Annotated in this window: 19 protein-coding genes; 16 read left to right on the plus strand and 3 right to left on the minus strand. The window is 41.8% G+C overall.

Features of this window, described 5'->3' with window-relative positions; all coding sequences use genetic code 11:
- Positions 1-16 precede the first annotated feature (16 nt).
- The 6 genes from purH (at position 17) to purB (ending at position 7,784) form a co-directional block, all read left to right on the plus strand.
- Positions 17-1,564: a bifunctional phosphoribosylaminoimidazolecarboxamide formyltransferase/IMP cyclohydrolase gene (purH, locus tag CYK18_RS06415; RefSeq protein ID WP_101785686.1), complete on the plus strand. Its 1,548-nt coding sequence runs from the start codon at positions 17-19 to the stop codon at positions 1,562-1,564.
- 120 nt (positions 1,565-1,684) lie between these two features.
- Complete coding sequence (gene purD / locus CYK18_RS06420; protein WP_101785688.1) at positions 1,685-2,947, plus strand: phosphoribosylamine--glycine ligase; 1,263 nt, start codon at positions 1,685-1,687, stop codon at positions 2,945-2,947.
- A gap of 189 nt (positions 2,948-3,136) precedes the next feature.
- Positions 3,137-3,628 (plus strand): 5-(carboxyamino)imidazole ribonucleotide mutase, encoded by a 492-nt coding sequence (gene purE, locus CYK18_RS06425; RefSeq protein ID WP_101785690.1) that lies wholly within the window; start codon positions 3,137-3,139, stop codon positions 3,626-3,628.
- Entirely contained in the window at positions 3,615-4,688 is a 1,074-nt protein-coding gene (gene purK / locus CYK18_RS06430; protein ID WP_101785692.1) for a 5-(carboxyamino)imidazole ribonucleotide synthase, read from the plus strand. Before purE ends, purK begins: the two co-directional genes overlap by 14 nt.
- Positions 4,689-4,707: 19 nt before the next feature.
- On the plus strand, positions 4,708-6,474 hold the full coding sequence (locus CYK18_RS06435) for an AAA family ATPase (protein WP_180948018.1): 1,767 nt from the start codon (positions 4,708-4,710) through the stop codon (positions 6,472-6,474).
- A 14-nt stretch (positions 6,475-6,488) separates the two neighbouring features.
- Positions 6,489-7,784 carry an adenylosuccinate lyase gene (gene purB, locus CYK18_RS06440; RefSeq protein WP_101785696.1) on the plus strand — a complete coding sequence of 432 codons (1,296 nt, stop codon included), beginning with the start codon at positions 6,489-6,491 and terminating at the stop codon, positions 7,782-7,784.
- Positions 7,785-7,998: 214 nt separating this feature from the next.
- On the opposite strand, the gene CYK18_RS06445 is transcribed toward purB, so the two are convergent.
- Positions 7,999-8,715: a GntR family transcriptional regulator gene (locus CYK18_RS06445; protein ID WP_031237756.1), complete on the minus strand. Its 717-nt coding sequence runs from the start codon at positions 8,713-8,715 to the stop codon at positions 7,999-8,001.
- Between the two features lie 319 nt (positions 8,716-9,034).
- Between CYK18_RS06445 and CYK18_RS06450 the strand changes: the two genes are divergently transcribed.
- The 9 genes from CYK18_RS06450 (at position 9,035) to CYK18_RS06490 (ending at position 17,813) form a co-directional block, all read left to right on the plus strand.
- Complete coding sequence (locus CYK18_RS06450; RefSeq protein ID WP_101785698.1) at positions 9,035-10,822, plus strand: glycoside hydrolase family 35 protein; 1,788 nt, start codon at positions 9,035-9,037, stop codon at positions 10,820-10,822.
- Complete coding sequence (locus CYK18_RS06455) at positions 10,819-11,295, plus strand: PTS sugar transporter subunit IIB (RefSeq protein ID WP_000156972.1); 477 nt, start codon at positions 10,819-10,821, stop codon at positions 11,293-11,295. The genes CYK18_RS06450 and CYK18_RS06455 overlap by 4 nt, the downstream gene beginning before the upstream one ends.
- Before the next feature lie 26 nt (positions 11,296-11,321).
- Positions 11,322-12,227 (plus strand): PTS mannose/fructose/sorbose/N-acetylgalactosamine transporter subunit IIC, encoded by a 906-nt coding sequence (locus CYK18_RS06460; RefSeq protein ID WP_000617019.1) that lies wholly within the window; start codon positions 11,322-11,324, stop codon positions 12,225-12,227.
- Positions 12,214-13,035, plus strand: a complete 822-nt coding sequence (locus CYK18_RS06465) for a PTS system mannose/fructose/sorbose family transporter subunit IID (protein WP_000185294.1) — start codon at positions 12,214-12,216, stop codon at positions 13,033-13,035. Before CYK18_RS06460 ends, CYK18_RS06465 begins: the two co-directional genes overlap by 14 nt.
- Positions 13,036-13,038: 3 nt before the next feature.
- Positions 13,039-13,443: a PTS sugar transporter subunit IIA gene (locus CYK18_RS06470; RefSeq protein ID WP_081005504.1), complete on the plus strand. Its 405-nt coding sequence runs from the start codon at positions 13,039-13,041 to the stop codon at positions 13,441-13,443.
- A 210-nt stretch (positions 13,444-13,653) separates the two neighbouring features.
- Positions 13,654-14,820 (plus strand): SIS domain-containing protein, encoded by a 1,167-nt coding sequence (locus CYK18_RS06475; RefSeq protein ID WP_101785700.1) that lies wholly within the window; start codon positions 13,654-13,656, stop codon positions 14,818-14,820.
- 115 nt (positions 14,821-14,935) lie between these two features.
- A complete protein-coding gene (locus tag CYK18_RS06480) occupies positions 14,936-15,973 on the plus strand; it encodes an aldose epimerase family protein (RefSeq protein ID WP_101782230.1) in 1,038 nt (345 codons plus the stop codon).
- A gap of 321 nt (positions 15,974-16,294) precedes the next feature.
- A complete protein-coding gene (locus CYK18_RS06485) occupies positions 16,295-17,149 on the plus strand; it encodes a VOC family protein (protein WP_101782231.1) in 855 nt (284 codons plus the stop codon).
- Between the two features lie 106 nt (positions 17,150-17,255).
- Positions 17,256-17,813, plus strand: a complete 558-nt coding sequence (locus tag CYK18_RS06490) for a sugar O-acetyltransferase (RefSeq protein ID WP_045610850.1) — start codon at positions 17,256-17,258, stop codon at positions 17,811-17,813.
- Between the two features lie 155 nt (positions 17,814-17,968).
- Here the strand turns inward: CYK18_RS06490 and CYK18_RS06495 are convergent, their stop codons facing one another.
- On the minus strand, positions 17,969-18,652 hold the full coding sequence (locus tag CYK18_RS06495; protein ID WP_101782232.1) for a DUF4956 domain-containing protein: 684 nt from the start codon (positions 18,650-18,652) through the stop codon (positions 17,969-17,971).
- Positions 18,645-19,421: a polyphosphate polymerase domain-containing protein gene (locus CYK18_RS06500; protein ID WP_101785702.1), complete on the minus strand. Its 777-nt coding sequence runs from the start codon at positions 19,419-19,421 to the stop codon at positions 18,645-18,647. Before CYK18_RS06500 ends, CYK18_RS06495 begins: the two co-directional genes overlap by 8 nt.
- A gap of 229 nt (positions 19,422-19,650) precedes the next feature.
- Between CYK18_RS06500 and CYK18_RS06505 the strand changes: the two genes are divergently transcribed.
- The gene (locus CYK18_RS06505) at positions 19,651-20,883 is read left to right on the plus strand and encodes a carbohydrate-binding domain-containing protein (protein WP_101785704.1); all 1,233 of its coding nucleotides are present in this window, start codon (positions 19,651-19,653) and stop codon (positions 20,881-20,883) included.
- The last annotated feature ends 161 nt before the right edge of the window (positions 20,884-21,044 follow it).

Below are 21,044 nucleotides of genomic sequence, written 5' to 3' on the forward strand. Positions count from 1 at the left end.
TAAAAAGGAGAATATAATGACTAAACGCGCCTTAATCAGCGTCTCAGACAAAGTGGGCATTGTTGAATTTGCCCAAGAACTTAAAAAACTTGGTTGGGAGATTATCTCGACTGGTGGAACCAAGGTTGCCCTTGATACTGCTGGTGTGGACACCATTGCGATTGATGATGTGACTGGTTTTCCAGAAATGATGGACGGTCGTGTTAAGACACTTCATCCAAACATCCACGGTGGACTCCTCGCTCGTCGTGATTTGGATAGCCATTTAGAAGCGGCTAAGGACAATCAGATTGAGCTTATCGATCTTGTTGTAGTTAACCTTTACCCATTTAAGGAAACCATCCTCAAACCAGATGTGACTTATGCTGATGCAGTGGAGAACATCGATATCGGTGGGCCATCTATGCTTCGCTCAGCTGCGAAAAATCATGCTAGCGTAACAGTTGTGGTAGATCCAGCTGACTACGCAGTGGTTCTTGACGAATTGGTAGAAAATGGTGAGACTACTTACGAAACTCGCCAACGTTTGGCAGCCAAGGTTTTCCGTCACACAGCGGCTTATGATGCTTTGATTGCAGAGTATTTCACAACTCAAGTGGGTGAAAGCAAACCTGAAAAGCTCACTTTGACTTATGACCTCAAGCAGGCCATGCGATATGGGGAAAATCCTCAACAGGATGCATATTTCTACCAAAAAGCCTTGCCGACTGACTACTCGATTGCATCTGCTAAACAGCTTAACGGGAAAGAATTGTCATTCAACAATATCCGCGATGCGGATGCAGCTATTCGTATCATCCGTGACTTCAAAGATCGTCCAACCGTTGTGGCTCTCAAACACATGAACCCGTGCGGTATCGGTCAGGCTAATGACATTGAGACTGCTTGGGACTACGCTTATGAGTCTGATCCAGTGTCTATCTTCGGTGGAATTGTCGTTCTCAACCGTGAGGTGGATGCTGCGACAGCTGAGAAGATGCATGGTGTATTCCTTGAAATCATCATTGCACCAAGCTATACGGATGAAGCGCTAGACATTTTGACCAATAAAAAGAAAAACTTGCGTATCCTTGCCTTGCCATTTGATGCTCAAGAGGCTAGCGAAGTGGAAGCAGAATACACAGGTGTAGTTGGTGGACTTCTGGTGCAAAACCAAGATGTGGTCAAGGAAAGCCCAGCCGATTGGCAAGTGGTGACCAAACGCCAACCAACTGAGACAGAAGCAACTGCTCTTGAATTTGCTTGGAAGGCCATCAAGTACGTGAAATCAAACGGTATCATTGTGACCAACGACCACATGACACTTGGTGTTGGCCCGGGTCAAACCAATCGTGTGGCCTCTGTGCGTATTGCCATTGAACAAGCTAAAAATCGTCTTGACGGAGCTGTGCTTGCTTCCGATGCCTTCTTCCCATTTGCCGATAACGTGGAAGAAATCGCTAAAGCAGGTATTAAGGCCATCATCCAGCCGGGAGGCTCCGTCCGTGACCAAGAATCCATTGAAGCAGCGAACAAGTATGGCTTGACTATGGTCTTCACAGGAGTGAGACATTTTAGACATTAAGAATGCTAAAGGGAAGAAAACAGTTTCTTTCCTTTTTTGCGTAAAAATGCGGAGTGAAACAAGATTAAAACGAACGTTTGTGATATAATGTTAGTAAATAATTCGCAAAGAGGTTGAGAGATGAAGCTGTTAGTTGTCGGTTCGGGTGGTCGTGAACATGCGATTGCTAAGAAGTTGCTTGAGTCAAAAGAGGTAGAAAAGGTTTTTGTTGCCCCTGGGAATGACGGGATGACCTTGGATGGTTTGGAATTGGTAAATATCTCTATTTCCGAACATTCTAAATTGATTGAGTTTGCAAAAGCCAACGATATTGCTTGGTCATTTATCGGGCCAGATGATGCCCTTGCTGCTGGTATCGTGGATGATTTTAATGCAGCTGGTCTCAAAGCCTTTGGTCCGACAAGATTGGCAGCTGAGCTAGAGTGGTCCAAAGATTTTGCTAAGGAAATCATGGTCAAATATGGCGTTCCGACAGCAGCCTATGGCACATTCTCAGATTTCGAGGAAGCCAAGGCCTATATCGAAAAGCAGGGTGCGCCTATCGTCGTCAAGGCGGATGGCTTGGCGCTTGGGAAGGGTGTCGTCGTTGCTGAGACGGTTGAGCAAGCGGTCGAAGCCGCTCACGAGATGCTTTTGGACAATAAATTCGGTGACTCAGGTGCGCGTGTGGTCATCGAGGAATTCCTCGACGGTGAGGAGTTCTCTCTCTTTGCCTTTGTCAATGGGGACAAGTTCTACATTATGCCAACGGCTCAGGATCACAAACGTGCCTATGATGGCGACAAGGGCCCTAACACGGGAGGGATGGGTGCCTATGCGCCAGTTCCACACTTGCCACAGAGCGTGGTTGCCACAGCGGTTGAGACTATTGTCAAGCCAGTCCTAGAGGGGATGATTAAGGAAGGTCGCCCTTATCTGGGTGTTCTTTATGCGGGGCTTATCTTGACAGCTGATGGACCTAAGGTTATCGAGTTTAACGCTCGTTTCGGAGATCCAGAAACGCAAATTATCTTGCCTCGTCTGACATCTGACTTTGCACAAAATATTACGGATATCCTCGATGGCAAGGAGCCAAACATCACCTGGACTGACAAGGGTGTGACTCTGGGTGTGGTTGTCGCATCCAATGGTTACCCGCTAGAATATGAAAAGGGTGTTGAATTGCCAACCAAGACAGAAGGCGACATCATCACCTACTATGCAGGGACTAAGTTTTCGGAAAATAGCAGAGCACTGCTGTCAAATGGCGGACGTGTCTATATGCTCGTCACCACAGCAGACACCGTCAAAGAATCCCAAAACACCATCTACAGCGAACTTAACAAACAAAACACAGAAGGCCTCTTCTACAGAACAGATATCGGAAGCAAGGCGATTCGATAAAGATATAAGAAAAGGCGACGTAGTCGCCAAACACGATAATGGTCGCCGTGGTGAAAAGACCAGAACAGATTCTGTTCTGGTCGGGGGAAAATTTGAGACCTTAGGCTCAAAGTTTAGGAATGAAACCGAAGGTTTGCTTCCGTCCCCACCACCTAAGACCATTATCAAAAAAGAAGAAAAGGAAAAATTATGACTAAACCAATTATTTCCATCATCATGGGCTCCAAATCCGACTGGGCAACCATGCAAAAAACAGCTGAAGTCCTAGACCGCTTCGGCGTTGCTTACGAAAAGAAAGTTGTCTCTGCCCACCGCACACCAGATCTCATGTTCAAGCATGCAGAAGAGGCCCGTAGCCGTGGCATCAAGGTTATCATCGCAGGTGCAGGTGGCGCAGCTCACTTGCCGGGCATGGTAGCGGCAAAAACCACTCTTCCAGTCATCGGGGTACCTGTCAAATCACGTGCACTTAGTGGCGTGGACTCGCTCTACTCCATCGTACAGATGCCGGGTGGGGTGCCTGTTGCGACAATGGCTATCGGTGAAGCTGGTGCGACAAACGCAGCCCTCTTTGCCCTCCGTCTCCTTTCAGTAGAGGATCAGACTGTTGCGACAGCATTGGCAGATTTTGCAGAAGAACAAGGAAAAATCGCAGAGGAGTCTACAAATGAGCTCATCTAAAACAATCGGCATTATCGGTGGTGGTCAACTGGGTCAGATGATGGCCATTTCTGCTATCTATATGGGTCACAAGGTTATCGCGCTGGATCCTGCGGCGGATTGCCCGGCCTCTCGCGTTGCGGAAATCATCGTGGCTCCTTATGACGATGTGGATGCCCTTCGTCAGCTGGCGGACCGCTGTGATGTTCTCACTTATGAATTTGAAAATGTCGATGCTGACGGTTTGGATACTGTCATTAAGGATGGACAACTTCCTCAGGGGACAGACCTACTTCGCATTTCTCAAAATCGGATTTTTGAAAAGGACTTCCTCTTAAACAAGGCACAAGTCACTGTGGCTCCTTACAAGGTTGTGAATTCTAGTCAAGACTTGGCGGAGATTGACCTGTCCAAAAACTATGTCCTAAAGACTGCGACTGGTGGCTACGATGGGCATGGGCAAAAGGTCATTCGTTCAGAAGCAGACTTGGAAGAAGCCTATGAACTAGCAGACTCAGCAGACTGCGTTTTGGAAGAATTTGTCAACTTCGACCTTGAAATTTCTGTTATTGTATCAGGAAATGGCAAGGATGTGATAGTTTTCCCAGTTCAGGAAAATATCCACCGAAACAACATTCTTTCAAAAACCATTGTGCCAGCCCGTATTTCAGAAAGTTTAGCTGAAAAAGCTAAAGCCATGGCAGTACGAATTGCTGAACAGCTGAACTTGTCTGGCACCCTTTGCGTGGAAATGTTTGCGACAGCTGATGATATCGTGGTCAATGAAATTGCGCCACGTCCACACAATTCAGGACACTACTCAATCGAAGCCTGTGACTTCTCCCAGTTTGATACTCATATTCTCGGTATTCTCGGAGCACCATTGCCAGCTATCTACCTACATGCTCCAGCTGTTATGCTCAACGTACTAGGTCAACATGTCGAGATTGCTGAAAAATATGTCACAGAAAATCCAAGCGCCCACCTCCACATGTATGGTAAAATAGAAGCGAAGTACAACCGCAAGATGGGACATGTGACTTTGTTTAGTGATGTGCCGGATGAGGTGTGGGAACTGTGAACGAAACATTGGAGTTATTATGAAAATCTCGAATATAAAATTACATAATTGGAAGTCCTTTAAAGATATAGATATAAGTATAAATGATTTAATGATAATTATTGGACAAAATAATCATGGAAAATCTAACTTATTATCATCTCTTTTATTCTTCTTTGACGGAATAAAAATTAAGGAGGATGATTATTTCAAAGGGGCTGAGGAGTTATTTGTTGAGGTCGAATTTAAAGAGTTGACTAATGAAGAGCAAACGACATTTGCAAAATATGTTACTGAAGCTTGTGAGATGAAAGTAAGAAAAACCGTAAAAATGTCGGGTACTCCTACTTATAATGGTTATACTAAGAGATATTCTGAAGAAAATGCGTGGCTTGAGGATGATGAATTTAAGAAATTACTTAAAAATATTGATCTTGAAAATAGTCCGCTTTCTAAATTAAAAAAAATGATATCCTCTGAATTTGAGGGCAATTCAAAAACTAAGCAAGTTGAAGAGCTAAAAAGCTTGAGGGAAGAATATATCAGGTCTCATGGTATTAAAAAGAATTATGTTTTAGAAGAGTCAAATTTTTTAGGGAAAGCAAATATTGCACAAGGTTTGCTTGGTGATGTTTACTATCTTCCGGCCTTGAAAGATACTTCTGATGAATTAAATTTAAAAGCAAGTTCAATGTTCGGTAAATTATATAATGAAATCCTATTATCTGATGTAAATCAAAATTACTCACAAGCTGTAAAGAATCTGCAAGATGCTATTTCAGTATTGAATCAGAGAAATGGTTCGGTAGAAAAAGAGGAAGATCTAGATGAAATTTCAAAATTAGAAAATGACTTGTCAAATCAACTCAAAGACTGGGGAACAGAAGTTAAAATACAATTCAAGACTCCGGATGTGCCAGAGGTTATGAAATCTTATATTGAAATCTTGTTTGATGACGGAGTTGAAACTGATATATCTCATAAGGGGAATGGTTTACAGCGTACATTTTACCTGTCTTTGATTAAACTTTTAGCTGAAAGATCTAGTAAAGAGGTTGGCGAAAATGAAACCTCCACTAGACAAGCCTCTAAATCAAAATATTTTTTATTTGAGGAACCTGAATTGTTTCTGCATCCTCAAGCACAAAAGCAATTATTTGATGATTTAGTAAGTTTATCTGAGGGAAACCAGGTCTTTGTTACTACCCACTCTAATAATTTAATTGATTTAGAAAAGTATAAATCAATTTGTATTGTGAGAAAGACTGATAGCGGAGAATCTGAAGTTTCAAAGTGTGATGAAGAACTTTTTCAACGAGAAAATGACAGGGATAAGTGGAAGTATCTAAATTGGATAAATGCTGAAAGAAGTGAATTGTTTTTTGCTGATAAGGTTATCTTAGTGGAGGGAGATACTGAGGCAGTTAGCATTCCAAGTATTGCAAAGAAGTTGGGAATCTATAAGCATAGTTTTACTATAATTAATTGTGGAAGTAAGGATAATATTCCACTGTATATGAAGTTGCTAAATAAATTTAAAATACCTTACGTTGCAATTTATGATGTGGATCATCAAGAAGGGAAGTCTTTAGAAGCTATTGCAGTTTCTGATAGAAGTACAAGAGCAATTAGAGAGTGTCTTGATGAAAACTTGGGTTCAACAATTAGTATGGAGAATGATTTTGAAGATGTACTTGGATATAGACCTAGCGGGAACTCAAAACCACTGGCAGCATTAGAATGGATTAATAATAATCAAATACCTGTAATGCTGGAAAATAAGATTAACGAAATATATATGAATTAACAGAGGAGGAAACAATGATCAACCGATACTCTCGCCCTGAAATGGCGAACATTTGGAGTGAAGAAAATAAATACCGTGCTTGGCTTGAGGTGGAAATCTTGGCTGATGAGGCATGGGCTGAGTTGGGGGAAATCCCTAAGGAAGATGTGGCTTTGATCCGCGAGAAGGCGGACTTTGACATCGACCGTATTTTGGAGATCGAGCAAGAGACTCGTCACGATGTGGTGGCTTTCACACGTGCGGTTTCTGAAACGCTTGGTGAGGAGCGCAAGTGGGTCCACTATGGATTGACTTCTACTGATGTGGTGGACACGGCCTACGGTTACCTTTACAAGCAGGCCAACGACATCATCCGTCGTGACCTTGAAAACTTCACCAACATCATCGCTGATAAGGCTAAGGAACACAAGTTCACCATCATGATGGGTCGTACCCACGGTGTGCACGCTGAACCTACAACCTTTGGTCTTAAATTGGCAACTTGGTACAGCGAAATGAAGCGCAACATCGAGCGTTTCGAGCATGCGGCTGCTGGAGTGGAAGCTGGCAAGATTTCTGGTGCGGTTGGTAACTTTGCCAACATCCCACCATTTGTTGAAAAATATGTCTGCGACAAGCTTGGTATCCGTGCCCAAGAAATCTCAACACAGGTCCTTCCTCGTGACCTTCACGCTGAGTACTTTGCAGTTCTTGCCAGCATCGCGACTTCTATTGAACGTATGGCGACTGAGATTCGTGGTCTTCAAAAATCAGAACAACGCGAAGTGGAAGAGTTCTTTGCCAAAGGTCAAAAAGGGTCTTCGGCAATGCCTCACAAACGCAACCCTATCGGTTCTGAGAACATGACAGGTCTTGCGCGTGTTATCCGTGGTCACATGCTTACAGCCTATGAGAACGTCGCTCTCTGGCACGAACGTGACATTTCACACTCATCAGCTGAGCGTATCATCACACCAGATACAACCATTTTGATTGACTACATGCTTAACCGCTTTGGAAATATTGTCAAGAATTTGACAGTCTTCCCAGAAAACATGATCCGTAACATGAACTCTACGTTTGGTCTTATCTTTAGCCAACGTGCCATGTTGACCTTGATTGAAAAAGGCATGACCCGTGAGCAAGCCTATGACCTTGTGCAACCAAAAACAGCCTACTCTTGGGACAACCAAGTAGACTTTAAACCGCTTCTTGAGGCAGATCCAGAAGTAACATCACGCCTCACACAAGAAGAAATCGATGAAATTTTCAACCCAGTTTATTACACTAAACGAGTAGATGATATCTTTGAACGTCTTGGTTTAGGATAATTAAAATAAAATCGAAGTTCTATTACTCTATTTACTGGAGTAGAAGAACTTCGGTTTTTCTTGTTTATTAAAGCTCTTTTGCTAAAAAGATTCCCAATATTTTAGTAAAATTTCAACTAATTTAATCGATCTTCATTGACATATAGAAAATACAGTTTTGATGGGATATAATAATCATAGAAAAAAGCCCAAGCGTTAGGCTCAGGCTTTCTTCTTAGTGATCACGGTCACATGAAATGAATTTGATTTTGTAGTAATCCGCTCGTTTATAAGTTTCGCTGTAAGCGAGAACTTGACCAGTAGACTCTAGTTTAGTAGTCTTGGTTTGTAAAACGGTTGGGAATTGCTCATCGACCCCGAGGACCGAAGCCGCATGTTCTGGAGTTGGAAATGCTATTTCATTGATTTCTTCAAAATGTTCATCATTCATGTGAATGTGATAATCCAATTTGAAACGGTTATAGATAGAGCTATAATATTCAAGATTTGGATAATTTGCGTTGATGTATTGTTCTGGAATGTAAGATGTATGGTAGATGTACACAACACCACCTGTTTCGCGAACGCGTTCAATCTTGTAGTAGAACTGATCACCACGTAGTCCAAGTTTTTCTAAGTAGCTTAGTTTGTTTCCACGCTCAATAGAAAGGACGGTAACTTTATCATCTTTAGTTTCAAAAACTTCTACATCTGAAAACTCTACGAGTTTGTGTTTGCGTGCGCGTGAAACGAATGTACCCTTTCCTTGTTGACGGACAATATAGCCATCCTTGGCAAGGTCGTTTAAGGCGCGGACAACTGTGATAGAACTCACATCATACATTGCAATCAATTCAGCTTCAGTGTAGAATTTATCTCCACTGGCAAATTGACCAGAAATGATTTTGTTCTTTAACTCATCTTTAATATATTGATACTTTGGAATTGCCATATTTTCACCTCGATTTTCCTTCTCCGTTAAAGATTTTACCATAAAACTGGAAAGAATAGTAGCCTTTTGAATAAAAAAATTAGAATAATAGGCTATAAGGTTAATTTACATAGGAATAAATAGAAAAACCTACATTTTTATACATGGTGCTAAAATGTTGTTATGACTATAAATTACAAGATTTTTATAAGTTTTTTGTGTAAAATTTAGTGAAAAATGAAAAAAATTGTGAAAACCTATTGACAAATGCAGGATATTGAGATATATTTACTATATCAACAAATGAAAGCGTAAACTTTAGTTGTCAGAAGGTAAGAATATGACACGATTTGAGATACGGGATGATTTTTATCTCGATGGAAAATCATTTAAGATTTTATCTGGCGCCATTCATTATTTTAGGGTTCCTCCAGAAGATTGGTATCATTCGCTCTATAACTTGAAGGCTCTTGGTTTTAATACAGTAGAGACTTATGTGGCCTGGAATTTACACGAGCCTCGTGAGGGTGAGTTTCACTTTGAAGGAGCTCTGGATTTGGAGCGATTTCTTCAGACAGCACAAGATTTGGGTCTCTACGCTATCGTTCGTCCGTCACCCTTCATCTGTGCGGAGTGGGAATTCGGTGGCTTACCAGCTTGGCTTTTAACCAAAGATATGAGGCTTCGTTCCTCAGATCCTGCCTATATTGAAGCTGTCGGTCGCTACTATGACCAGCTCTTGTCACGATTGGTTCCACATTTGTTGGACAAGGGTGGCAATATCCTCATGATGCAGGTTGAAAATGAGTATGGTTCTTATGGAGAAGATAAGGCTTATCTAAGAGCAATTCGACAGTTGATGGAAGAGCGTGACATAACCTGTCCTCTCTTTACATCAGATGGTCCATGGCGAGCTACTCTGAAAGCTGGAACCTTGATCGAAGATGACCTCTTTGTGACAGGGAATTTTGGTTCTAAAGCTCCGTACAACTTTTCACAGATGCAGGAATTCTTTGATGAATATGGCAAGAAATGGCCGCTCATGTGTATGGAGTTCTGGGATGGCTGGTTCAATCGTTGGAAAGAACCGATTATCACACGGGATCCCAAAGAGTTGGCAGATGCAGTTCGAGAGGTTTTGGAACAAGGTTCCATCAATCTTTACATGTTCCACGGTGGTACAAACTTTGGCTTCATGAATGGTTGCTCAGCTCGAGGAACCTTGGATTTGCCACAAGTTACATCTTATGATTACGATGCCCTTCTAGATGAGGAAGGAAATCCAACTGCCAAATATCTGGCAGTAAAGAAGATGATGGCAACACATTTTCCAGAGTATCCGCAGTTGGAACCACTCTACAAAGAGAGTATGGAGTTGGATGCTATTCCACTAGTTGAAAAAGTTTCCTTGTTTGAAACCTTGGATAGCTTGTCAAGTCCTGTAGAAAGCCTCTATCCTAAAAAGATGGAGGAGTTGGGACAAAGTTATGGCTATCTACTCTATCGAACAGAAACAAACTGGGATGCAGAAGAAGAAAGACTTCGTATCATTGATGGTCGAGATAGGGCCCAGCTTTATGTCGATGGTCAGTGGGTTGAAACCCAATATCAGACAGAGATTGGGGAAGATATTTTTTATCAAGGTAAAAAGAAAGCGCTATCTAGATTGGATATCTTGATAGAAAATATGGGGCGTGTCAACTATGGACATAAGTTCTTAGCAGATACGCAACGTAAGGGAATTCGGACAGGGGTTTGTAAGGATTTGCACTTCTTACTAAACTGGAAACACTATCCACTCCCACTAGATAATCCTGAGAAAATTGATTTTTCAAAAGGATGGACAGAAGGGCAACCAGCCTTTTACGCTTATGACTTTACAGTCCAAGAGCCAAAAGATACTTACCTAGACTTATCTGAGTTTGGTAAGGGAGTTGCCTTTGTCAATGGGCAGAATCTAGGACGTTTTTGGAACGTCGGCCCGACCCTCTCGCTTTATATCCCTCATAGCTATCTCAAGGAAGGTGATAACCGCATCATCATCTTTGAAACAGAAGGTGAATATAAAGAAGAGATTCATTTAACTCGTAAACCTACACTAAAACATATAAAGGGGGAAAATTTATGACAATTGTAGGATGCCGTATCGATGGACGTTTGATCCACGGACAAGTAGCCAATCTTTGGGCTGGAAAACTAAATGTTTCACGTATTATGGTTGTAGATGACGAAGTTGTCAATAACGACGTTGAAAAGAGTGGTTTGAAACTTGCGACACCACCAGGTGTAAAATTGAGTATTTTGCCAATTGAAAAAGCGGCAGCCAATATTCTTGCTGGTAAATACGATAGCCAACGTCTCTTTATCGTGGCTCGTAAACCAGACCGCTTCCTTGGCTTGGTCGAAGCAGGTGTACCACTTGAAACCCTTAATGTTGGGAATATGTCTCAAACACCAGAAACTCGCCCCATCACACGTTCTATCAACGTAGTAGACAAGGATGTGGAAGACTTCCACAAATTGGCAGAAAAAGGTGTTAAACTTACTGCTCAAATGGTTCCAAATGATCCAATTTCAGACTTTTTGAGCTTATTAAAATAGGAAAAAATTTTTAGGAGGTCATTGTTATGATACAATGGTGGCAAATTTTACTTCTCACTTTGTACTCAGCTTATCAAATCTGTGATGAGTTGACGATCGTTTCATCTGCAGGTTCCCCTGTATTTGCTGGTTTCATTACTGGTTTAATCATGGGAGATGTGACTACTGGTTTGCTTATCGGTGGTAACTTGCAATTGTTCGTTCTTGGGGTTGGTACCTTCGGTGGTGCTTCTCGTATTGACGCAACTTCTGGTGCAGTTCTTGCGACAGCCTTCTCTGTTTCACAAGGAATTGATACAGCACTGGCGATTACAACAATCGCTGTGCCAGTAGCAACTCTCTTGACTTACTTCGACGTTCTTGGACGTATGACAACTACTTTCTTTGCTCACCGTGTGGATGCTGCAATCGAACGCTTTGACTATAAAGGTATTGAACGCAACTACCTACTTGGTGCGATTCCTTGGGCTCTATCTCGTGCCCTTCCAGTCTTCTTTGCGCTTGCTTTTGGTGGTGAATTTGTACAACACGTAGTAGACTTCGTTACAAAATACCAATGGGTTGCAGATGGTTTGACACTCGCAGGACGTATGCTTCCAGGTCTTGGATTTGCAATCTTGCTTCGTTACCTTCCAGTTAAACGTAACCTTCACTACCTTGCTATGGGATTTGGTTTGACAGCTATGTTGACTGTTCTTTACTCATATGTAACAGGTCTTGGTGGAGCTGTTGCTGGTATCGTAGGCACTCTACCGAAAGATGTTGCTGAAAAAATTGGTTTCGTGAACAACTTCAAAGGTTTGTCTATGATTGGTATCTCTATCGTAGGTATCTTCCTTGCAGTGCTTCACTTCAAAAATAGCCAAAAAGTAGCTGTAGCAGCACCTTCTACACCATCAGAAAGTGGGGAAATCGAAGATGACGAATTCTAATTACAAACTTACAAAAGAAGATTTTAACCAAATCAACAAACGTAGCTTGTTTACTTTCCAATTGGGTTGGAACTACGAACGTATGCAAGCTTCTGGTTACCTTTACATGATTTTGCCTCAATTGCGTAAAATGTATGGGGATGGAACTCCTGAATTGAAAGAAATGATGAAAGTTCATACTCAATTCTTCAATACTTCACCATTCTTCCACACCATCATCGCTGGTTTTGATCTTGCCATGGAAGAAAAAGATGGTGTAGGTTCAAAAGATGCCGTTAATGGTATCAAGACAGGTTTGATGGGACCATTCGCTCCTCTTGGAGATACAATCTTTGGTTCACTTGTACCTGCTATCATGGGATCTATCGCAGCAACTATGGCTATCGGTGGTCAACCTTGGGGTATCTTCCTTTGGATTGCAGTTGCAGTAGCGTATGATATCTTCCGTTGGAAACAGTTGGAATTTGCCTACAAAGAAGGGGTTAACCTTATCAACAACATGCAAAGTACCTTGACAGCTTTGATTGACGCTGCATCTGTACTTGGTGTCTTCATGATGGGTGCTCTTGTAGCAACAATGATCAACTTTGAAATTTCTTACAAATGGGCAATCGGTGAGAAGATGATTGACTTCCAAGACATCTTGAACCAAATCTTCCCACGCTTGCTTCCAGCAATCTTTACTGCCTTTATCTTCTGGTTGCTTGGTAAGAAAGGTATGAACTCTACTAAAGCTATCGGTATTATTATCGTACTTGCTTTGGCTCTTTCTGCCTTTGGTAAATTTGTACTTGGAATGGGCGCATAATTTATGACGCAATCATTAATTTTGGTGAGTCATGGTCGCTTCTGTGAAGAACTTAAAGGTAGCACTGAAATGATCATGGGCCCACAAGACAATATCTATACAGTAGCTCTTCTTCCAGAAGATGGGCCAGAAGAATTTACTGCAAAATTTGAAGCTGCTATTGAAGGATTGGATGATTTTCTAGTCTTTGCGGATCTTCTCGGTGGAACACCATGTAACGTGGTAAGCCGTTTGATTATGGAAGGTCGTGACATCGAACTTTACGCAGGGATGAATCTTCCAATGGTGATTGAATTTATCAATGCGAGCCTTACAGGCGCAGATGCGGACTACAAGAGCCGTGCTGCAGAAAGCATTGTGAAAGTCAATGACCTGTTAGCTGGCTTCGATGATGACGAAGATGAATAAGATGTGACAACGTGAAAATCAGAGGGAAAATAGGCGATAGGAGGATGGAGCGATTCTCCGACGATAATCGATCTTTTTCCCAAAGATTTTAGTTGGAACTCGATTCAATAAGATGTGATAACGTGAAAATCGTTAGAACATTTTATATAGAATATAGATGGGAATGGGGCTTACTCCCATTCCCATATTTAATAGGAAAAGAGGAAATCAATGCTACATTATACAAAAGAAGACTTGCTCGAATTGGGTGCAGAAATCACTACACGTGAAATCTACCAACAACCTGATGTATGGAAAGAAGCTTTTGAATCTTATCAAGAACAACGTGAAGAAATTGCAGCTTTCCTACAAGGGATTGCTGATAAACATGACTATATCAAGGTTATCTTGACAGGTGCTGGGACTTCTGCTTATGTGGGAGACACCTTGGTACCTTACTTTAAGAAAGTCTATGACGAACGCAAATGGAATTTCAATGCTATTGCGACAACAGATATCGTTGCCAATCCAGAAACTTATTTGAAAAAAGATGTTGCGACTGTCCTTGTATCTTTTGCTCGTAGTGGTAACTCGCCTGAAAGTGTTGCGACTGTTGATTTGGCAAAAGCCTTGGTGGATGAGCTTTATCAAGTGACGATTACTTGTGCTGCAGATGGTAAATTGGCTCTTCAAGCTCATGGAGATGACCGCAATCTCTTGCTGTTGCAACCAGCAGCCTCTAATGATGCTGGATTTGCCATGACTTCTAGCTTTACGTCTATGATGTTGACGGCTCTCTTGGTATTTGATCCTACAGAATTTGCTGTGAAAGCTGAACGTTTTGAAGTTGTGTCTAGTCTTGCTCGTAAAGTCCTAGACAATGTAGAAGATGTTAAAGAACTTGTTGACCTAGACTTTAACCGTGTCATCTATCTAGGTGCTGGTCCATTCTTCGGTCTTGCTCATGAGGCTCAGCTCAAGATTTTGGAATTAACAGCTGGTCAAGTGGCGACTATGTATGAAAGTCCAGTTGGCTTCCGTCACGGTCCAAAATCACTGATCAACGAAGATACAGTTGTTTTGGTCTTTGGTACAACGACAGACTACACTCGCAAGTACGACTTAGACTTGGTTCGTGAGGTTGCTGGTGATCAGATTGCTCGTCGTGTTGTGCTTTTGAGTGATCAAGCCTTTGGTCTTGAAAATGTCAAAGAAGTGGCCCTTGGTTGTGGCGGTGTCTTGAACGATATTTACCGTGTCTTCCCTTACATCGTTTATGCCCAACTCTTTGCCCTATTGACTTCACTCAAGATAGAAAATAAACCAGATACACCGTCTCCTACAGGTACAGTAAACCGTGTGGTACAAGGTGTTATCATCCACGAATATCAAAAGTAAGACAGTGTTTATGAATTCTTGACAAGAGGATTTGTAAATCATTTGATAAACCATAGATTGTCAATTCGCTTTCTATGGTTTGTTTGCTTGAGAGAAATAGTAAAAGGAGAACAGAATGAAAGCATACACAGAGCGTGTATTTGGAAATGTTGAGGGCAAGGATGTCTTGGCCTATCGCTTTGAGACTGATGGTGGCTACCAACTTGAGGTTATGACTTATGGTGCGACCATCTTGCGTTATATCACACCTGATAAGGCTGGAAATTTTGCCAATGTTATCTTGGGATTTGATGATTTTGATAGCTATGTAGGCAATAGTCCTAAGCATGGAGCTAGCGTAGGTCCTGTAGCAGGACGTATTGCAGGTGCGACCTTTGAGCTTAATGGCAAGACCTATGACCTTGAAGTCAACAATGCTAGCAACTGTAACCACAGTGGTTCAACTGGTTGGGATTCGAATTTGTTTGAATTGGTTGAAGTGAGTGACCATGGTCTGACCCTCTACACAGAGCGTACAAATGAGACAGGAGGATTTCCTGGAAATCTTAAGATTTGGATCAGTTATCACTTAGAAGAAAATGGAGCTTATGAGGTTAGCTATAAAGTAACAACTGATCAAGATACCTTGGTCAACCCAACCAACCACAGCTATTTCAACTTGTCTGGTGATTTCACGCAGACAATTGATCGTCATGTCTTCCAACTAAACACAGAGGGCATTTATCCAATCGCTCCCGACGGTGTTCCTGCCAAAACTCCAGATGCCAATCGTGATGTGGTTAAACACATCTACAATGGTGCCTTATTGAAAGACATCTTTGCAGAGGACGATGAGCAAATCCAGTTGGTATCTGGCTTAGATCATCCATTTGCCCTTCCTGCAGGTCATGACAATGCTGGATTCCTTTATGACCAAAACTCAGGTCGCTTCCTGCTTTTCAAGACAGAGGCTCCTTGCTTTGTGGTCTACACAGCAAACTTTGTGGATGAGAGTGTCATCATAGGAGCTCGGCCAATGGTACAGCACAATGGGATTGCCCTTGAAGCGCAGGCTTTACCAGATGCCATTCACAGCGACCTCAAAGACCAAGTCATTCTTAAAGCCGGTCAAACCTTTACAAGCAAGACACGTTATGAGCTTGTTGTGAAGTAAAGAAAGCTGGGAAAAAGTCTTTAAATTTAGAAAAACACATATTGTCGGGTGCTGAAAGTTTGATAATATGTGTTTTATTATGGAAAGATTTATAGTTCGTTGAATCAATAGCAGGACAAATAAGTTTATAAAATATTATGAAAAATCAGTTTGAATTTCTCAATCAACTTGTTCATATTCTATTTCAATCTACTATACTTTCTCTTATCCTGAAATGATGTTATTACTCAGCATCTCTTGAGTTGTCTGGCTTGACTTTCTTGGTGGGAATTATATAATGTATGTAATAAAATCGATTACAACTGGAAAAGAGGACCATTTATGACCTATGAATACAAGAGCCACATTTATTTAGCAGAGGCAGTTTTAAATGTAAAGGATTTGGTCAGTCAAACAGCTTTTTATCAGCAAATCATTGGTTTAGAAATCTTATCTCAAACTGAGACAGAGGTCATTCTGGGACTTGGAGGAAAAGCCTTGGTACACTTGATTCAAGCGCAAGAGAGCGATGAAGTAAGGGAACATTATGGTCTTTACCATCTGGCTATTCTTTTGCCGACACGCAAGGCTTTGGCAGATGTCTTAAAACACCTGACAGATTTACAGATTTCTCTTGTCGGCGGTGCAGACCACGGTTACAGTGAGGCCCTTTATTTGGAGGATTTGGAGGGAAATGGCATTGAACTCTATCGAGATAAGCCGGTTTCCACATGGGATATTCGAGAAGATGGACGCATTATCGGAGTGACGGAGGCCCTTGCGGCAAAGGATATCTATGAGTTGGGGGAAAGAGTAGAGCCCTTTATCCTAGCAGAAGGTACGAGAATGGGGCATATCCATCTGTCCGTCAAGGATAGTCGAAAGTCCAGCCAGTTTTATCAAAAGGTGTTAGGACTAGAGGATAAATTCAGTGTGCCTAGCGCTAGTTGGATTGCAGATGGAGACTACCATCATCATTTAGCAGTCAATGAATGGGGAGGAAAAGGTCTGGCTCTGCGTAAGCAAGACTTGCCAGGTTTGGCTTATTATGTTATCGAAGTCGCACATAAAGAAGAACTGTTAACGATTGCCCAGCGAGCACAAGAAGTTGATGCACCAATCAAATGGCTGACATCGAGCCAGTTGGAAATCACAGACCCAGATGGAATCGTGACCCGTATTCGTTTAGCAAGATAGACAGGCTGTGATGAAAATCAGAGCATAAACTGTAGAAAGCACCCCTTATCCTAGTCAGATATGTAGAAAATTTGATATGATAGTAGGGAACAAGGAGAAGAATACAATGACCAGTGAATACCAGAAAATGATAGCGGGAGAGGTTTACCGTCCATCGGACCCAGAATTGCGGGCCTTGGCTCAGGCTTCTCGCCAAAAACAGTCTGCCTTTAACAAGGAAGAAGATCCCTTGAAGGGAGTCGAAATCATCAAGGCTTGGTTCGGCTCGACTGGACAAAATATCTTTGTCAGTCCACGCCTGGTGGTTGATTATGGGGTCAATATTCATCTAGGGGAAAATTTTTATTCTAATTGGAACTTGACCATGCTGGATGTTTGCCCTATTCGCATTGGAGACAATGCTATGATTGGTCCCAACTGTCAGTTCTTGACTCCCCTCCATCCATTGGACCCGCAGGAACGTAATTCAGGTGTGGAATACGGAAAGCCCATTACCATCGGTGACAATTTCTGGGCTGGAGGTGGTGTCATTGTCCTTCCTGGAGTGACACTTGGAAATAATGTCGTTGCTGGAGCAGGGTCCGTAATTACCAAGTCCTTCGGTGACAATGTTGTCCTAGCGGGTAATCCTGCGCGCGTGATTAAGGAAATACCTGTGAAATAAAGCGATTGGGAAAAAATTTTTAAGATAAGAAAAAGGCATCATATCAACGTTTTTGAAACATTTGATATGATGCCTTTTATCATAAATCAGATTGACTTTTTCTTCTTACTATTGAGTGTTTACCTAGATTTGTTATAGATTTTACGCAAGAAGTTCTATAAATTTTTTCTCTTTTTGGCATTTTTGGTCAGGGAAACCTGATAAGTATCCTGTTCTTTAGTGAGGTAATGGATGATTTGAAAATCGTCTGTTTGAGCCTTGAAATCCACTTCGTAGACAGTGGTGACTTGTTTTCCATCATTGCTAGTATCAATCGAGATGAGGTCTAACTCAGTACAGAATTGTGATAGTCCAGATTGGATAGTTTGAAGTTGCTTTTCTTGGTTCGCAATTGTGATGGTCAATAGCCTGCGACGTTGATGATTGCTCTTGCTTTGTTGCTTCTCTAAAAGAAGCCATACTGCTAAGATAAAGACAGTGAAGAGAATAGCTAGAGCTAGGTAGCCTGTCCCTGCTGCTAGCCCGATAATCATGGCAAGGAAAATAGCAATTAGTTCCCGTGAACCACTGGTAGCTGAACGAAAACGAATGAGGCTAAAAGTTCCTGCAACGGCGATAGAGGTTCCTAGGCTGCCATTTACCAGAAAGATGACCAAGGTCATCAAGCAGGGGAGTAGGGTCAAACTGACCGCAAATTCCCGTGTATAGAGGGTACGGTGTTTGTAGGCCCAGGTCAGCGTCAAACCTAAAATCAGGCTGACCAAGAGAGCCAGAAAGAGCTGGATAGGGTCTGCAGTGGCAGTTGTATCGTTGAAAATAGAATTAAAAAGATTAGACATAAGTAGTACCTACACTTTCTGTGCTTGGTCGTGGGCTATAGTCCAGCCCTTGAGACTTGTGGTAGGCACAGCTGTATTTTGAAAATTTCTGCTCTACCAGTCCATATTGGTCGAGAATATCTTGTAGCCATTGGGGTTTTCTACCAGGTGCTTTAATTTCCATGATGACAATGTCCTCGTTTAGTAGAGGGCAACCGTCCTTTCCTGAGAATAAACTGACATTATTATCACGATAGGTTAGATTTTGGTCAATGGTGATACGAATTTTATTGTAGGGAAATTCGCTAATCTCTTTCTTTTCCTTGAGAGAAAAACGGTCGTAGTAAATATACATACGAGGGATAATTGCTTGCTGATATTCCTCTTGGAGTTGTTGAATTTTTTCAATTATCATTCGGTCCTTGATACTGCTATCCAGCTGTCCCTTGGTCATAAACTGGGTGATAGACTGGGGAGTCGATAAGAGACGATGTTTTCGTCCGACACCAGCTCTGTCCTTAGATTTGATTTCTAAAAATACCTGACTATCAGGCTGGACTTGACTGAGATAGGTTCGCATCCGAATCTTTTCTTTACGCTTAGTACCTTGGCTATCATCTTGAATCATATCAAATTGCTCTGTATCAAAGTAGATATTAGAAATGGTAGAAGTTGGATAATCATCCTCGACGAGGTATGTTTTTAAGTCTTCTATTAAGTCATCCAAGTCAGTCTTGGTAACGATATATTTGGTTTCAATTCGTTTAAAGCTTGTTTCAATTGGTTTCATAAATCCTGTCTCCTTTATCAGAATGTTTCAGTACACTATCTTATTAGAAGATATGTGTGCCTGGGCAAGTTAAACTTGCTTGTAATTAGTCTAGGGAACTTTCCTAAAACTTTTGTTAAAGATACCTTAACTGAAACTGAACTTAAGAAAACTTTCAGAAAAAGTTTAGATTTTTTTCAGACTCCCCCTGTAAACTAAACCCAAGCTAAATGAAGGAGAGGAAACAGCTATGAAATCAAAAAAATGGACCCTAATCTTAACCAGTTTAACAGCTCTGACCTTGCTGGCAGCTTGTGGGCAGTCAACGACCAAGTCAAGTACAACTGCAGCGGCAGATACCACTGCTATTACAACTTTAACTAAAAACAGTCAATCTTCCTATTTTACTGAGAAGGACTATGATACTTCTTATGATGAAAGTACAGCTTCTAAGATTGAGTTATCTGGCTCATCAGCAAACGTCTCTGGAGATGGGGTGACAGTCTCTGGATCAACAGTGACCATCACAAAATCTGGGACCTATGTGATTTCAGGTCAGTCTGACGGAGTGCAAATCAAGGTCGAGGCAGATAAGTCGGCAGATGTTCATCTAGTCCTAAAAGGTGCGACCATGACTAATACCAATGCAGCAATTTCTGCGACGTCAGCTGGTCATGTCTACTTGACTCTGGCAGAGGGAACCACCAACAGTCTCTCTGACTCAAGCTCTAACAGTGATGAAAAGGCAAATGCCGCTCTCTTTTCTAAGGTTGATTTGACCATCAATGGCTCAGGGATTCTCAATGTAGATGGCAAGAAAAGCAATGCTATCAAGGCTAACGACACCCTCCACATCACAGGTGGAACCTTTAACGTCACATCAGTTGGCGATGCCTTTAATGTCAATGATGAACTTAATGTCACTGGTGCGACCATGACTATCGATGCTAAGGAAGATGGTGTCAAAGTTGACAATGATGACGATATGACTGTCGGAAATATGTATTTGGCGAACAATACCATAACAGTCACAGCAGGCGAGGACAGCATTCACGCTTCTGGAAATCTAGTGATTGATAGTGGTACTTACACAGTCAAGAATGCGACTGAAGGAATTGAAGGGAAATCCATTACGATCAATGGTGGTGATATCAATGTCTACTCGACAGATGATGGTGTGAATGCAGCTAATAAAAATGCCCAGCAAAGTGATATTTACTTTACCATGACAGGTGGCAATCTAACTGTTGAAGTCGGTCAAGGGGACACAGATCCAATTGACTCAAACGGGAATATCATGGTTACCGGTGGAACCATTAAATTGATAGGACAATCAGGCTTTGACTTTGATGGAACAGCAACTTACACAGGTGGGGATATCTACATCAACGGCGAAAAACAAATAGATATTGTCAATTCTATGCCTGGAGGCGGAGGTCTGAATGGAGGTCCTGGAGGTCCAGCCCCTGGTGGACAAGGATAAACAAAAAAGGATAGCATTCAATTAGAATGGCTATCTTTTTATATGGGTGATAAATTGATATGTTACGAGGGATTTTATAATCGTAGCTTTCAAAGGCTAAATTGTTCAGTCATCCGTTTTTGTTTACTTAAATTTCTTGAATTTTAAGAAGGTATTGAGTA

Source organism: Streptococcus mitis (assembly GCF_002860865.1).
GTDB classification, from domain to species: Bacteria; Bacillota; Bacilli; order Lactobacillales; family Streptococcaceae; genus Streptococcus; species Streptococcus mitis_AT.

What these genes read in the sequence shown, in the direction of transcription:
- CYK18_RS06450 (WP_101785698.1), top strand. Translation starts at nt 9,035, where the DNA reads ATGACACGATTTGAGATACGGGATGATTTTTATCTCGATGGAAAATCA.
- purB (WP_101785696.1), top strand. Translation starts at nt 6,489, where the DNA reads ATGATCAACCGATACTCTCGCCCTGAAATGGCGAACATTTGGAGTGAA.
- CYK18_RS06470 (WP_081005504.1), top strand. Translation starts at nt 13,039, where the DNA reads ATGACGCAATCATTAATTTTGGTGAGTCATGGTCGCTTCTGTGAAGAA.
- CYK18_RS06445 (WP_031237756.1), bottom strand. Translation starts at nt 8,715, where the DNA reads ATGGCAATTCCAAAGTATCAATATATTAAAGATGAGTTAAAGAACAAA.
- purK (WP_101785692.1), top strand. Translation starts at nt 3,615, where the DNA reads ATGAGCTCATCTAAAACAATCGGCATTATCGGTGGTGGTCAACTGGGT.
- CYK18_RS06490 (WP_045610850.1), top strand. Translation starts at nt 17,256, where the DNA reads ATGACCAGTGAATACCAGAAAATGATAGCGGGAGAGGTTTACCGTCCA.
- purE (WP_101785690.1), top strand. Translation starts at nt 3,137, where the DNA reads ATGACTAAACCAATTATTTCCATCATCATGGGCTCCAAATCCGACTGG.
- CYK18_RS06485 (WP_101782231.1), top strand. Translation starts at nt 16,295, where the DNA reads ATGACCTATGAATACAAGAGCCACATTTATTTAGCAGAGGCAGTTTTA.
- CYK18_RS06465 (WP_000185294.1), top strand. Translation starts at nt 12,214, where the DNA reads ATGACGAATTCTAATTACAAACTTACAAAAGAAGATTTTAACCAAATC.
- CYK18_RS06480 (WP_101782230.1), top strand. Translation starts at nt 14,936, where the DNA reads ATGAAAGCATACACAGAGCGTGTATTTGGAAATGTTGAGGGCAAGGAT.
- CYK18_RS06505 (WP_101785704.1), top strand. Translation starts at nt 19,651, where the DNA reads ATGAAATCAAAAAAATGGACCCTAATCTTAACCAGTTTAACAGCTCTG.
- CYK18_RS06435 (WP_180948018.1), top strand. Translation starts at nt 4,708, where the DNA reads ATGAAAATCTCGAATATAAAATTACATAATTGGAAGTCCTTTAAAGAT.
- CYK18_RS06460 (WP_000617019.1), top strand. Translation starts at nt 11,322, where the DNA reads ATGATACAATGGTGGCAAATTTTACTTCTCACTTTGTACTCAGCTTAT.
- CYK18_RS06495 (WP_101782232.1), bottom strand. Translation starts at nt 18,652, where the DNA reads ATGTCTAATCTTTTTAATTCTATTTTCAACGATACAACTGCCACTGCA.
- CYK18_RS06475 (WP_101785700.1), top strand. Translation starts at nt 13,654, where the DNA reads ATGCTACATTATACAAAAGAAGACTTGCTCGAATTGGGTGCAGAAATC.
- purH (WP_101785686.1), top strand. Translation starts at nt 17, where the DNA reads ATGACTAAACGCGCCTTAATCAGCGTCTCAGACAAAGTGGGCATTGTT.
- purD (WP_101785688.1), top strand. Translation starts at nt 1,685, where the DNA reads ATGAAGCTGTTAGTTGTCGGTTCGGGTGGTCGTGAACATGCGATTGCT.
- CYK18_RS06455 (WP_000156972.1), top strand. Translation starts at nt 10,819, where the DNA reads ATGACAATTGTAGGATGCCGTATCGATGGACGTTTGATCCACGGACAA.
- CYK18_RS06500 (WP_101785702.1), bottom strand. Translation starts at nt 19,421, where the DNA reads ATGAAACCAATTGAAACAAGCTTTAAACGAATTGAAACCAAATATATC.